Raw genomic sequence first — 12,383 nt, forward strand, 5'->3', positions numbered from 1 at the left:
CTAAAAGTGCCGAGACTTATAACGAGAACGCTCGCGAGCCGCAAGCCGGGTCGAACCGATGTAGAATGCGCGGCCTTGTTGTCTGTCCGGAATCGTTAATGGATCGCCCGCAATTCAGAGCTGCATTTTTTCTTCCACGGTTTTGGCCGCTATGGTGCGGTCTAGGGCTGCTGTGGCTGGTCGTTCAGTTGCCGTATCCGGTGCTGCTGCGCATTGGTCGTGCGCTGGGTGCTGGCATGTATCGGGTCGCCACCGACCGTCGGCGCATTGCCAAGCGCAACCTGGAATTGTGTTTTCCGGAAAAAACGCCTGCCGAGCGCAAGCGTCTGCTCAAGGAAAACTTCGCCTCGACCGGTATTGCCTTCTTCGAGATGGCCATGAGCTGGTGGTGGTCCCGGGCGCGTCTGGCGCGCCTGGCCCATGTCGAAGGGCTGGAGCACCTCAAACAGGCTCAGCGCGACGGCAAGGGCGTGATCCTGATGGCATTGCACTTCACCACGCTGGAAATCGGCGCGGCGTTGCTCGGCCAGCAGCACACCATCGACGGCATGTACCGCGAACACAAAAACCAGCTGTTCGATTACATACAGCGGCGCGGTCGTGAGCGGCATAACCTCGATTCGCTGGCGGTGGAGCGCGACGACGTACGCGGCATGCTCAAGTTGCTGCGTGCAGGCCGGGCGATCTGGTACGCACCGGATCAGGACTACGGCGCCAAGCAAAGTATCTTCGTGCCGTTGTTCGGCATTCTGGCCGCGACCGTGCCCGCTACCAGCAAGTTTGCCAAGTTGGGTAAGGCGCTGGTGGTGCCGTTCACCCAGCAACGCCTGGCCGATGGCAGTGGCTACCGTCTGGTGATCCATGCGCCGCTGAGCGATTTCCCGGGTGAAAGCGACGAGGTTGACTGTCTGCGGATCAACCAGTGGGTCGAAGAATGCGTGCGCGATTGCCCTGAGCAGTACCTCTGGACCCATCGCCGCTTCAAGAGCCGTCCACCCGGCGAGCCGAAATTGTATCCCAAGCGTGGTTGAATCCATTTCGTCAGACTAGATTGAAGGCCCAAGCACCATGGAGCGTTGCGATGAGTTCAGCTGAGCCGGTTACAGGTTTGATTCTTTCCGGCGGCGGGGCTCGGGCGGCGTATCAGGTCGGGGTACTGGCGGCGATTGCCGAGCTGCTGCCGGCAGGTTCTGCCAATCCGTTTCCGGTGATCGTCGGTACCTCGGCCGGGGCGATCAATGCGGTGAGCCTGGCCAGCGGAGCGATGGACTTTACCGCCGCCATCCAGCGGTTGACCGCGTTCTGGCAGGGCTTTCGCAGCGACCTGGTGTTACGCAGCGATTGGCCGGGAGTCATCAGCCAGGCCACTCGGTTTGTCAGCCACAGCCTGTTGGGGATAGGCGCCAAAGTGCCAGTGGCGCTGCTGAACAGCTCACCGTTGCGCGATCTGTTGAGCGACAAGCTGCACCTGTCCGGAATCAATGAAGCCATTGCGCAAAAACAACTGCACGCCGTGGCCGTCACCGCATTCGGTTATGAGTCCGGGCAAGCCGTGACCTTCTATCAGGGCGGCCGCAGCATCGATGCCTGGCTGCGCCATCGACGTATTGGCGTGCCGACTCAATTGACGGTCGACCATTTGCTCGCCAGTTCGGCGATCCCGCTGTTGTTTGCGCCGGTGAAGATCGACAACGAGTACTTCGGTGATGGCGCAGTGCGACAGTCAGCGCCGATCAGCCCGGCCCTGCACCTGGGGGCGAGCCGGGTGCTGGTGGTGGGCGTCAGCGGCAACCCGCGCGGTGTTGATCCCGAGAACCCTTTGCAGCGCACCTACACCGGTCAGCAGCCGTCGCTCGCCCAGATCGGCGGGCACATGCTCAACAGTACGTTCATTGACAGCCTGGAGAGCGACATCGAGCTGTTGCAACGCTTGAACCAGTTCAGTCACTTGTTGCCGGCCAGTACCATGGCTCGCAGCCTGGGCGTGGCGCCAGTGGAGGTGTTGGTGATTGCGCCGAGTCAGCCGATCGACGAAATCGCCGCGCGGCATCGGCAAGAGCTACCGGCAGCATTGCGACTGTTCCTGCGCGGGCCGGGTGCAACCAAGACCAGCGGTGCCGGGGTGTTGAGTTATTTGCTGTTCGAGGCGGGGTACTGCAGCGAGTTGATCGAGCTTGGCCGTCGCGATGCGTTGGCCAAGCGCGAAGAGTTGTGCCGGTTTCTGGGGTTGGAAGAGCCTGCAGTCCTGGCTTGAGGACTGTGGCGCGGCCATCGCGAGCAAGCTCGCTCCCACATTTAATCTATGTCGTGCCGATTATTTGCGGCGTTACACAAATCGAGTGTGGGAGCGAGCTTGCTCGCGATGGCGTACGTTCAGGCGATAAACAACTACGCCGTCAACCGATCATCGCGAAAATCACGCAATGCCTGTTCGATCTCCTCCCGGGTGTTCATCACGAACGGCCCGTACTGCACGATCGGCTCACCCAGCGGTTTACCAGCGATCAACAACACCCTGGCCCCGGACTCGCTGCTCAGCTGCAGCTCACCTTCATCCGACAAACGGACCAGTTTGCTGCTGCCGACGCTCTGGGTCTGCCCCGGCAACTCCACGCTGCCGTCATACACGTAGAGTAGTGCCCGATGTCCGTCCGGCAGTAACGGCGTGATGCTAGTGCCGGCCGGCAGATGGAAGTCGAAGTAATGCGGTTCGGTATCCGGCCGTTGCACTGCGCCAACCTGTTTAACCATGCCGTCATCGAATAGACCGGCAATCACCACCACCTCGACGCCTTGAGCGGTTTTCAGTCGTGGAATGTCCGCTGGCTGAATGTCCCGATAACTGGCCGGATCGAGTTTGTGCTTGCCCGGCAGGTTCAGCCACAGCTGGAAGCCGCGCATCACGCCTTCTTCCTGCTCCGGCATTTCGCTGTGGATGATGCCCTTGGCGGCGGTCATCCATTGCACACCACCGCCCTCCAGCAAACCGACGTTACCCAGATGGTCTTCATGGCGCATGCGGCCTTCGAGCATGTAGGTCACGGTTTCGAAGCCGCGGTGCGGGTGTGGCGGGAAGCCGGCGATGTAGTCGTCGGGATTTTCCGAACCAAACTCGTCGAGCATCAGGAACGGGTCGAAGCGTTCGACACCTGCGCCACCAAATACCCGGGTCAGCTTGACTCCGGCGCCATCGGACGCAGGTTGGCCGGTATGCAGGCTCAGCACTTTGCGAAATTGAGTCATTGGTGCAACTCCTTGATCAGAGTGGAATGGCGCCATCCTATGCCAGACGGATTGATCAATGGTTGCGAATTTTGCGGGGGTTTAATCGGGATGTTCGATGTGTTGGCTGACGATCAAGGGATCGCAGCCTGCAGCTCCTACGCCGAGATTGTGTACGCCCGTAGGAGCTGCCGCAGGCTGCGATCTTTTGACTTTGGATCAGAAGTGGTACTTCACCAGCAAGCTCGTGGCGCTTTGATTGGTGGTGAATTCCCGCGTGTCTTCGATGGCGTACTTGTTCTTCCAGTAATCGTACTCGACACCGACGTACAGCTGCTTCTCGCCCCAGTGCAAGGCTTTGCCCAAGTCGTACTTGATCTGTGGGTTGAAGTGCAGGTTGGCGTGGTAGGTGCCTTGGCTGTTCTTGTCGTTGTCGACCACCCAGTCCATGTAACCGTCGATCAGCACGCTGGAGCTGCCCACCGGGATGGTGTAAGACCAGACCGGAGTGATCTGCCAGATGTTGTTACCCGGTCGTTTGTCGTCGGTGTGGCGATTGTAGAAGTTCAGCTGGAAGTAATCGAAACCGGGAATGGCCAGGTCGAAGCCCGGACCGATCAGGTAGGAGTTGACATCGCCTTCACCGGTCTCGTAGGTCATGGCCAGGAGGACGTCCTTGATCGGGCCGAATTCGAGTTTCTGGTCGAAGATCTTGCCGAACGACAGACGCGGGCTGAATTCACCGTAGTAAGTGTTTTTGCCGACGAAGGCGTCAGGTTTGCCGTTGTAGAACGTCTTGTCGATGAACAGGAAGTTGTCCCCGTATTTCCAGGCATCGGCGTGCTCGAAGGTCACGGTTTGCTGGATGCTCGGGTTGACTTTAAAGTCTTTGCCGTAGAGATAGGTCAGGCTGTTGTTTTGCCATTGCAGCAGATCGCCGGCCATTGCCTGGCCCCCCGCCAGCAAGGATCCAGCGAGCATCAGGCTAGTGCACGTACGTTTCATTCGGTTGCTCCCAAAGTAAGTGGTTCCACGTTTTTTTTGAGTCGGCGCTCTGGTGTGGCGCCTTTTTTCGTTGCTGTAAAAATCATCCAACCGGTCAGTTCCAGAGCTCCAGCAAGCAGAGCCAAGGCTTTTAAAAAGCAAAAAAACGCCCATTCGGCTGCTGGAAAACAGTCGATCAAGCGTCCATTCGGTTTTTATTGGGGTGTGCCTTGTGACCGTCCAGAGCCGGGATAAGTTGGCTATCTGGTCAGGAATTAAATCCGGGCTTTTTTTTAGACCCGATTCAGGCGGCCGCGGAGAATACTGGCTCCCGCGCCATGGCTCAAGCGCCCCGCAATGGAGCGCTGCTATCAAGTCAGTCATCGTATTGCTCCTCGATTGTTCTTATTGTTAAGGCGCAGACAGCCGCTGACAGCGACCGGTCGTATCGCCGGTCGGCCTGTCATACGGGTATTTCGTGTCACGGGTGAAACCGGATAACGATGGAAGGACGGGCGGACCGTCCGCTTATCCGTCAGTGCTGATGAGCGTGGCAGTCATTGTTGGCGGCCCGTTCTGCGCCGCCGAGAATGTTGAACAGCAGGTTCAACGAGAGGGCGCTGAGGGTCGCCATGGCAATGCCGCTGTGGGTGATCGGGCTCATCCACAACGGCAGGTGGGCAAAAAATTCCGGACGAACCACCGGGATCAGACCCATGCCGATACTCACCGCGACCAGCAACTGGTTGCGCCGGTCGGCGATGTCGGCTTCCTGGAGTATCTTGATCCCGGTGGCCGCGACCATCCCGAACATGGCAATCGCCGCGCCGCCGAGTACCGCCGGTGGAATCGAGGCCACCAGAAAGGCCGCTTTGGGCAGCAGGCTCAACACCACCAGCAAACCGCCGGCAACGATAGTCACCGAGCGGCAGCGCACGCCGGTCATCTGCACCAGACCGATGTTCTGGGCAAACGAGGAATGGGTGAAGGTGTTGAAGAACCCGGCGAAAAACGATGCGCCGGCATCACACAACAAACCGCGACGGAGCATCCGTGGGCAGACTTCCTGGCCGGTGATCTTGCCCAGGGCGAGAAACATTCCGGTGGACTCGACGAAGATAATCACCACCACCAGGCACATTGAAAGGATCGGCGCGAGATGGAATTGCGGCATGCCGAAGTGCAGCGGGGTGACGATTTGCACCCACGGCGCCTGCGCCATGCCGCTGAGGTCGACCATGCCGATCAGGCCACACAGGATGTAACCCAGGCCCATGCCGATCAGCACCGAAATATTGACCCAGAAACCGCGCATGAAGCGGTGGATCAGCAGGATGGTGCCGAGCACCAGAGCGGCGATGGTCAGGTAAACAGGTGATCCGAATTGTGCCGCGCCGTTGCCACCGCCGGCCCAGTTCACGGCCACGGGAAACAGCGACAAGCCGATCGAGGTGATGACAGTGCCGGTCACCAGCGGCGGGAAGAAGCGCACCACCTTGGACATGAACGGCGCGATGAGCATGCCGAAGAACCCGGCGGCGATAGTTGCGCCGAAAATCCCTTGCAGGCCGATGCCGGGCATTCCAGCCATGGCCACCATGCTGCCGACCGCCGCGAAACTGGCGCCCATCATCACCGGCATGCGAATGCCCATGGGACCGATGCCCAGTGATTGCACGACGGTTGCAATGCCGGCGACCAGCAGGTCGGCGTTGATCAGGAAGGCGATTTCTTCACGACTCAGGCCGGCGGCCTGTCCGATGATCAGCGGCACCGCAATGGCCCCGCCGTACATCAGCAGAACGTGTTGCAGACCGACCAGAATCAGTTGCAACAGCGGCAGTCGTTGAATCGCGGGTGCGTCGGGGATGCGTGTTTCGGATGACACGGACATGCAACACCTCGGATCTTTTTTATTCTTGTGATTTTTTACATCAGGCAACCGCTTCGCGGTTGATCGCGAGCAAGCTCGCTCCCACACAGGCAACACAAATCCTGTGGGAGCGAGCTTGCTCCGGGCGGCGTTCCGACGATGCTTTCAACTACTTAATTGGTCCGGGCTCCCTGAACAATCCAGGCGCCGATCAGGTCACGTTCCTGCTGGGTCATCTGCGTGATGTTGCCCAAGGGCATGATCTGGCTGGCGACGGCTTGAGCCTGGATGCGCGGGGCGTTTTGGCGGATCTGTTCGGGGGTATCGAACATCACGCCGGCGGGTGCTGCGCTGAACAGGGGGCTGGTCGGTTTGGCCGAATGGCAGACCGCGCAACGTTCCTGAATCACGCTGTGCACCTTGCTGAAGTCCGGACCACTGGCTGTCGAGGCTTGCGCCGGTGCAGCAGGGGCGACTGGGGCAGCAGGCGCTGCTTCAGCGGGTTTGGCGCCACCACCGAGGGCGGTTTCCGGCAACGGTTGGTACTCGATCTTCGCCGGAGCCTTGGCCACTTCCGGGGTGTTCATCGGTGCCGGGCCGGTGACGTAGGCCAGGCAGATCATGCCCACTGCCGCGACGGGCAAGGTCCAGGCGAACTTGTGGCTTTCGTGACGGGTGTTGAAGTAGTGACGCACCAATACCGCCAGTACCGCGATCCCGGCCAGGATCAACCAGTTGTACTGGCTGCCGTAGGTGCTCGGGAAGTGGTTGCTGATCATGATGAACAGCACCGGTAAGGTGAAGTAGTTGTTGTGACGCGAACGCAGCAAGCCCTTGGCTGGCAGCGCCGGATCCGGCGTGCGGTTCTCGGCGATGGCCGCTACCAGTGCCCGTTGGGCCGGCATGATGATGCGGAACACGTTACCGACCATGATGGTGCCGATGATGGCGCCCACGTGCAGGTAAGCACCGCGACCGCTGAACACTTTACTGAAGCCGTAAGCGGCGCCAATGATCAGCACGAACAGGATGACGCCGAGCAGGGCGGGGCGTTTGCCCAGGGCCGAGTCGCACAGGAATGAGTAGATGAACCAGCCGATGAACAGCGATCCGAGACCGATGGCCACGCCTTCAGGTCCGCTCAGGGTGCTGCCCGGTGCCAGCAGGTACAGCGTCGGGTTGGAGTAGAACACCACGCACAGCAGCGCGATCCCCGACATCCAGGTGAAGTAGGCTTCCCATTTGAACCAGTGCAGGTTGTCCGGCATGGTCGGTGGGGCCAGTTTGTATTTCTCCAGGTGGTAGATCCCGCCACCGTGAATCGCCCAGAGATCGCCGGCCAGACCGTTTTTCGGGTTGACCCGATTGAGGTTGTTTTCCAGCCAGACAAAGTAGAACGACGCGCCGATCCAGGCCACGCCAGTGATCATATGAACCCAGCGTATGCTCAGGTTCAGCCATTCCAACAGATGTGCTTCCACAGTCTTTACCTCTCGCCTGTCACTCTGTTGTCGAGTGATCAGACCTTCTCTTATTGGTGGGGGGCGAGGATCAAACGCTCATCCTCTTTGAAAAAATGCTCATCGCAGTTATTGCCTGTGCCACTGCGATCAACCACCAGGAAGTCATCCCGCTTTTCGATCGTCAGCACCGGGTGGTGCCAAACGCCGCGATGGTAATTAATGCCCTGCCTGCCGTTGGTGACGAAGGCGCGGACCAAGCCTGATACAGGTTCATCGCCAAGTGGCGCGACCACGATCAGAAAGGGGTTGCCGAGCAGCGGAATGAAAGCCTGGCTGCCCAGCGGATGGCGCTCCAGCATGCTGACGGTCAGCGGCATGTCCTGCGCGTCGGCGCGGAAGATGCTGATGATCGCCTTGTCTTCTGGCGTGGCGGTTTCCACCGTCGCCAGTTTGTGAAAGCGCATGGTCGAACCGTTGTTGATCATGAAGTGATCGCTGCCATCGGTTTCGATCACGTCACCGAAAGGGGCGAAGGCTTCTTTGGTCAGCGGTTCAATCGTCAATGTGCGCATGCTGGTCTTCTTATCTCGAGTTCGTTGTTGTCTGGTCTATTGCTATCGCGAGCAAGCTCGCTCCCACAGGTTTTGTGAACGCCACAATTCAATGTGGGAGCGAGCCTGCTCGCGATTGGCCTCACCGCTTATTTCGCGACCTTGCCCAATACACGCAAGCGGCTCACGCCACCGTCCGGGAACACGTTCAGACGGATGTGGGTGATCGGGCCCAGGGCTTTGATTTGCTCGGCGAAGGTGTGTTCGGCGTGCATTTCCAGTTTCTGGGCTGGCAGCAGTTCGCGCCAGAACAGCGATTGGGTTTCGATCTGGCTATCGGTGCCGCCCTTGACGAACGCGCCCTGGATCGAGCAGGTATCCGGGTAGTTGCCTTTGAAGTGCAGGGTGTCGACGATGACTTTTTCGATCACGCCCGGGTGACCCAGCGCGACGATCACCCAGTCATTGCCCGGGGTGCGACGACGTGCGGTTTCCCAGCCGTCGCCCATGTTGATGCCACGGCCCGGGTTGAGGATGTTGCTCATGCGACCGAAGTGTTCGTCGGAGCAGGCCAGGGCGCGACCGCCGTTCAGGGCTGCGGCCAGGTCAACTTGCTCGTTGTCGCCAACCGCCGACCAGTCGCGGAACGGAATGCCGTACACGCGCAGACGGGCAACACCGCCGTCCGGGTAGATGTTGAAACGCAGGTGGCTGAAGGCCTGGTCGTTATTGATTTCGTGGAAGTGGTGGCTGTTGCCTTGCAGCTCGACGGCCGACAGCACTTCAACCCACTGGGTGTTTTCAGTTGGCTCGCCGGAGGCCACGAAGCAGGCTTCCAGGGACGCAGACGGCGGGAAGTTGCCGGTGAAGAATGAGGTGTCGATGTCCACGCCTTTGATCGAGCCAGGCACGCCCAGACGGATCACCGCACTGTCGTAGCCTTCGAAGCGCTTGCGGCGCGACTCCCAGCCATCCATCCACTTGCCGTTGTCATCGAACACGCCTTCTTTCCAGACGGCCGGGGTCGGCTGGAACAGGCGGTTGGCATCAGCGAACCAGTCATCGGTGACCGAGATGATTTTGGTGCCCAGACGGGCATCGGCCAGGTTGACGAACTTCTCGAAAGGTACGGCGTAAGCTTTCATTCTTCTAGTCTGCCTTTAATAAAGTGGCTTGGGATGCTTGCAGGGCCCTGGGCGTTTTTTACGTTCATTTACGCTCGAGCCAGGTTCGCTAAAGAGTCAGTAATCGGAACAGGGCGATCTTGTTGATCTCCGCCAGCGCGCATTTGAATTCGGTGTCTACCGAGTGGTGAATGCGCGTTTCGAACGCTGCGAGGATCTGATGCCGGTTGCTGCCTTTTACCGCCATGATGAAGGGAAACTTGAACTTGGCTTTGTAGGCGTCGTTCAGCTCGGTGAAGCGCTGAAACTCTTCGCTCGAGCATTGGTGAATACCGGCGCCAGCCTGCTCATTCGTGCTGGCTTCGGTCAGTTGGCCCTGGACGGCGGCTTTGCCGGCCAGGTCCGGGTGAGCGTTGATCAGGGCCAGTTGGCTTTCGTGATCGGCACTCAACAGGATGTCGCTCATGCGCTGGTGCAGGGTTGCGATCTCGTTGATCGCTGCGTCCTGGCCCAGGTCAAAAGCCTTTTCGGCGACCCATGGCGAATGTTCGTAGATGTCGGCAAAGGCTTTGACGAAGGCGTCGCGGCTCAAGGTCGATGGCGTCAAGGTCTGGAAGGTAGTCATTTCGACGCCCCTTGGTATGGGTGGGTTTCATGCCAGTGGCGGGCGATGTCGACGCGACGGCTGAACCAGACCTGTTCATGACTTTTAGCGTATTCGATAAAACGCTTCAGTGCGGCCAGACGGGCAGGGCGGCCGATCAGGCGGCAGTGCAAACCGATGGAAAGCATTTTTGGCGATTCGGCACCTTCGGCGTAGAGCACGTCGAACGCGTCCTTGAGGTACTGGTAGAAATCGTCGCCCTTGTTGAACCCCTGAACCTGGGTGAAGCGCATGTCGTTGGTGTCCAGAGTGTACGGGATCACCAGGTGCGGTTTGCCGGTCGGGTTGTTCGGTTCCCAGTACGGTAGGTCGTCGTCGTAGGTGTCGCAGTCGTACAGGAAACCGCCTTCTTCCATCACCAGCCGACGAGTGTTCGGTCCGGTGCGGCCGGTGTACCAGCCCAGTGGGCGCTCGCCGCTGATTTCGGTGAGGATGCGGATGGCTTCGAGCATGTGCTCGCGCTCTTGCGCTTCGTCCATGTGCTGGTAGTCGATCCAGCGATAGCCGTGGCTGCAAATCTCGTGGCCGGCTTGAACCATGGCGCGGATCACGTCCGGATGGCGCTGGGCGGCCATGGCCACGGCGAAGATGGTCAGCGGGATGTCGAATTCCTTGAACAGCTTGAGGATCCGCCAGACGCCGGCACGGCTGCCATACTCGTACAGCGATTCCATGCTCATGTTGCGCTCGCCTTGCAGCGGCTGCGCCGAGACCATTTCCGAGAGGAAGGCTTCCGACTCCTTATCGCCGTGCAGGATGTTGCGCTCGCCGCCTTCCTCGTAATTGAGCACGAAGGACAAGGCGATGCGGGCATTGCCCGGCCAGTGTGGGTGGGGAGGGTTACTGCCGTAACCGATCAGGTCGCGTGGGTAGTCAGCGCTCACTGCAGTCTTCCTTCTTATTCGGGGTTACTTATTCGCGATAAGGGTGGTGTGGCGGCCTGAAGGTGAGGTGACAGGCTGGCGTCACAGCGATGGACTGATTGTATACAACTTTATATTCACTTTGTAAGCCTGATTTTTTGCATTTTTCATCAACTGTCATCTTTCGAGGGGACTGCAAGAAACCTGCCTGAGTGGTCAGCTAATGGATGGAAGGTCCACTGATCTTATGGTTCGGCGTCAGATTCGCCGAGAATCGTTGAGTGGCAGAGGTAGTGGTAAAAATGTCGTTTTTATTGTGTACAATTTTTTTGAAAAGTGTCTTAATCAGTCGCTCGCCGCCGCTTTTCGTGCTCCGAAAAGGTGCGGTCTCCTTTTTAACTGACTCCGGGAGGCGCGAGGCCTGACTGCTGCAAACGCAGGCAGGCGCGCAGAATCAATGGGACGTTTGACTACACACGTTTTGGACGCAGCACACGGTTGCCCGGGCAGCTCGATCAAGGTCGAGTTGTACCGCGTTGAGGGTTCGCAACTGGAATTGGTTGCCAGTGCACTGACCAACAGCGACGGCCGTTGCGACGCGCCCTTGTTGCAAGGCGATGACTACCGCTCCGGGGTTTATCAGCTGCAGTTTCATGCCGGCGATTACTACCGTGCGCGCGGTGTACAGCTGCCGGAGCCGGCCTTTCTGGATGTGGTGGTGCTGCGGTTCGGTATCTCGGCAGAGCAGGATCACTACCATGTGCCGTTGTTGATTTCGCCCTACAGCTATTCGACCTACAGAGGAAGCTAGGACTCCCCCAAGCTATCTTTCTCAGAAGCGACTGCGCATATAGCTTCTTTGGTCTTTCGCCCGCTCACACTGCGGGCTTTTTTTCGTCTTGAGAAATGTGGTGTCTGTGCCGACGCCATCGCGAGCAAGCTCGCTCCCACACTGGTCTTCAGTGCAACGAAGATTAAATGTGGGAGCGAGCTTGCTCGCGATGCTCTTAGCGGCTCAACAGCGATGCTGCACCCGCGCCACCGAACAACCCGGCGCTGATCCGGTTGAACCAGCTCTGACCCTTGCCGCTGCGCAGGTAACGCGCAGCACCATGCGCGCCGAGGCCGTAAGCCAGCTTGCAGCACAGGTCGAGCAGGGTCCAGGTGGCGATCATGATCAGCAGCTGCGGCAGAAAGGGTTGCTGTGCGCTCAAAAATTGCGGCAGGAAGGCGGCGAAGAACAGAATGTCTTTCGGGTTGCTGGCACCCAGAACGAACGCGCGCCCGAACAGAGCACGAAAGCGTGGTACCGGCGCGGCCTGGGGCACTTCGGCGCCTACCGATGGCTGACGCGATTGCTGCCAGCTTTGCCAGGCGAGGTAGAACAGGTACAGCGCGCCGACAATCTTCAGCGCGCTGAAGAGTTGCTCCGAAGCCAGCAGCAGGGCGCCCAGACCCAATGCCGAAGCGCTCAACAGGCAGATCGAGGCAGTCACTCCGCCGAGAAACGCTGGGTACGAACGGCGCAAACCGTAGTTCAGGCTGTTGCTGATCATCAACAACGACAAGGGGCCCGGGATCAGGATGACCACCAGGGCAGCGCCGCTGAACAGCAGCCAGGTTTCCAGACTCATCACTT

The 12,383-nt window shown here is 59.2% G+C and carries 13 protein-coding genes; 3 read left to right on the forward strand and 10 right to left on the reverse strand.

Features of this window, described 5'->3' with window-relative positions; genetic code table 11:
- Positions 1-98: 98 nt before the first annotated feature.
- Positions 99-1,031, forward strand: coding sequence for a lipid A biosynthesis lauroyl acyltransferase (locus AC1RKH_RS19770; RefSeq protein WP_493063334.1), 933 nt, complete (start codon positions 99-101; stop codon positions 1,029-1,031).
- A gap of 50 nt (positions 1,032-1,081) precedes the next feature.
- A complete protein-coding gene (locus AC1RKH_RS19775) occupies positions 1,082-2,254 on the forward strand; it encodes a patatin-like phospholipase family protein (RefSeq protein WP_493063333.1) in 1,173 nt (390 codons plus the stop codon).
- A gap of 134 nt (positions 2,255-2,388) precedes the next feature.
- Here AC1RKH_RS19775 and AC1RKH_RS19780 read toward each other — a convergent pair whose 3' ends face one another.
- The 9 genes from AC1RKH_RS19780 to puuE form a co-directional block, all read right to left on the reverse strand.
- Positions 2,389-3,243 carry a pirin family protein gene (locus tag AC1RKH_RS19780; protein ID WP_493063332.1) on the reverse strand — a complete coding sequence of 285 codons (855 nt, stop codon included), beginning with the start codon at positions 3,241-3,243 and terminating at the stop codon, positions 2,389-2,391.
- A gap of 198 nt (positions 3,244-3,441) precedes the next feature.
- Positions 3,442-4,227 (reverse strand): outer membrane protein OmpK, encoded by a 786-nt coding sequence (locus AC1RKH_RS19785; protein ID WP_493063331.1) that lies wholly within the window; start codon positions 4,225-4,227, stop codon positions 3,442-3,444.
- Positions 4,224-4,406 carry a hypothetical protein gene (locus AC1RKH_RS19790; protein ID WP_493063330.1) on the reverse strand — a complete coding sequence of 61 codons (183 nt, stop codon included), beginning with the start codon at positions 4,404-4,406 and terminating at the stop codon, positions 4,224-4,226. The genes AC1RKH_RS19785 and AC1RKH_RS19790 overlap by 4 nt, the downstream gene beginning before the upstream one ends.
- Positions 4,407-4,741: 335 nt before the next feature.
- The gene (locus AC1RKH_RS19795; RefSeq protein ID WP_493063329.1) at positions 4,742-6,100 is read right to left on the reverse strand and encodes a nucleobase:cation symporter-2 family protein; all 1,359 of its coding nucleotides are present in this window, start codon (positions 6,098-6,100) and stop codon (positions 4,742-4,744) included.
- A gap of 152 nt (positions 6,101-6,252) precedes the next feature.
- Positions 6,253-7,560 carry a urate hydroxylase PuuD gene (locus AC1RKH_RS19800; protein WP_493063328.1) on the reverse strand — a complete coding sequence of 436 codons (1,308 nt, stop codon included), beginning with the start codon at positions 7,558-7,560 and terminating at the stop codon, positions 6,253-6,255.
- 50 nt (positions 7,561-7,610) lie between these two features.
- Positions 7,611-8,114, reverse strand: a complete 504-nt coding sequence (locus tag AC1RKH_RS19805; protein WP_007988150.1) for an ureidoglycolate lyase — start codon at positions 8,112-8,114, stop codon at positions 7,611-7,613.
- 128 nt (positions 8,115-8,242) lie between these two features.
- The gene (gene alc / locus AC1RKH_RS19810) at positions 8,243-9,238 is read right to left on the reverse strand and encodes an allantoicase (RefSeq protein WP_493063327.1); all 996 of its coding nucleotides are present in this window, start codon (positions 9,236-9,238) and stop codon (positions 8,243-8,245) included.
- Positions 9,239-9,326: 88 nt separating this feature from the next.
- Positions 9,327-9,842, reverse strand: coding sequence for a 2-oxo-4-hydroxy-4-carboxy-5-ureidoimidazoline decarboxylase (uraD, locus tag AC1RKH_RS19815; protein ID WP_493063326.1), 516 nt, complete (start codon positions 9,840-9,842; stop codon positions 9,327-9,329).
- Positions 9,839-10,765 carry an allantoinase PuuE gene (gene puuE, locus AC1RKH_RS19820; RefSeq protein ID WP_493063325.1) on the reverse strand — a complete coding sequence of 309 codons (927 nt, stop codon included), beginning with the start codon at positions 10,763-10,765 and terminating at the stop codon, positions 9,839-9,841. Before puuE ends, uraD begins: the two co-directional genes overlap by 4 nt.
- A 436-nt stretch (positions 10,766-11,201) precedes the next feature.
- On the opposite strand from puuE, the gene uraH reads away from it, so the two are divergent.
- Positions 11,202-11,555: a hydroxyisourate hydrolase gene (gene uraH, locus AC1RKH_RS19825; protein WP_095078352.1), complete on the forward strand. Its 354-nt coding sequence runs from the start codon at positions 11,202-11,204 to the stop codon at positions 11,553-11,555.
- Positions 11,556-11,751: 196 nt separating this feature from the next.
- Here the strand turns inward: uraH and AC1RKH_RS19830 are convergent, their stop codons facing one another.
- Positions 11,752-12,378 carry a LysE family translocator gene (locus AC1RKH_RS19830; protein WP_123426908.1) on the reverse strand — a complete coding sequence of 209 codons (627 nt, stop codon included), beginning with the start codon at positions 12,376-12,378 and terminating at the stop codon, positions 11,752-11,754.
- Between the last annotated feature and the right edge of the window lie 5 nt (positions 12,379-12,383).

It is taken from the genome of Pseudomonas sp. GW822-FHT06B12, from assembly GCF_058799675.1.

Excerpts from the sequence above, each read along its gene's own strand:
- AC1RKH_RS19795 (WP_493063329.1), bottom strand. The coding sequence starts at position 6,100 with ATGTCCGTGTCATCCGAAACACGCATCCCCGACGCACCCGCGATTCAA.
- AC1RKH_RS19775 (WP_493063333.1), top strand. The coding sequence starts at position 1,082 with ATGAGTTCAGCTGAGCCGGTTACAGGTTTGATTCTTTCCGGCGGCGGG.
- AC1RKH_RS19785 (WP_493063331.1), bottom strand. The coding sequence starts at position 4,227 with ATGAAACGTACGTGCACTAGCCTGATGCTCGCTGGATCCTTGCTGGCG.
- uraH (WP_095078352.1), top strand. The coding sequence starts at position 11,202 with ATGGGACGTTTGACTACACACGTTTTGGACGCAGCACACGGTTGCCCG.
- AC1RKH_RS19770 (WP_493063334.1), top strand. The coding sequence starts at position 99 with ATGGATCGCCCGCAATTCAGAGCTGCATTTTTTCTTCCACGGTTTTGG.
- AC1RKH_RS19780 (WP_493063332.1), bottom strand. The coding sequence starts at position 3,243 with ATGACTCAATTTCGCAAAGTGCTGAGCCTGCATACCGGCCAACCTGCG.
- uraD (WP_493063326.1), bottom strand. The coding sequence starts at position 9,842 with ATGACTACCTTCCAGACCTTGACGCCATCGACCTTGAGCCGCGACGCC.
- AC1RKH_RS19805 (WP_007988150.1), bottom strand. The coding sequence starts at position 8,114 with ATGCGCACATTGACGATTGAACCGCTGACCAAAGAAGCCTTCGCCCCT.
- alc (WP_493063327.1), bottom strand. The coding sequence starts at position 9,238 with ATGAAAGCTTACGCCGTACCTTTCGAGAAGTTCGTCAACCTGGCCGAT.
- AC1RKH_RS19830 (WP_123426908.1), bottom strand. The coding sequence starts at position 12,378 with ATGAGTCTGGAAACCTGGCTGCTGTTCAGCGGCGCTGCCCTGGTGGTC.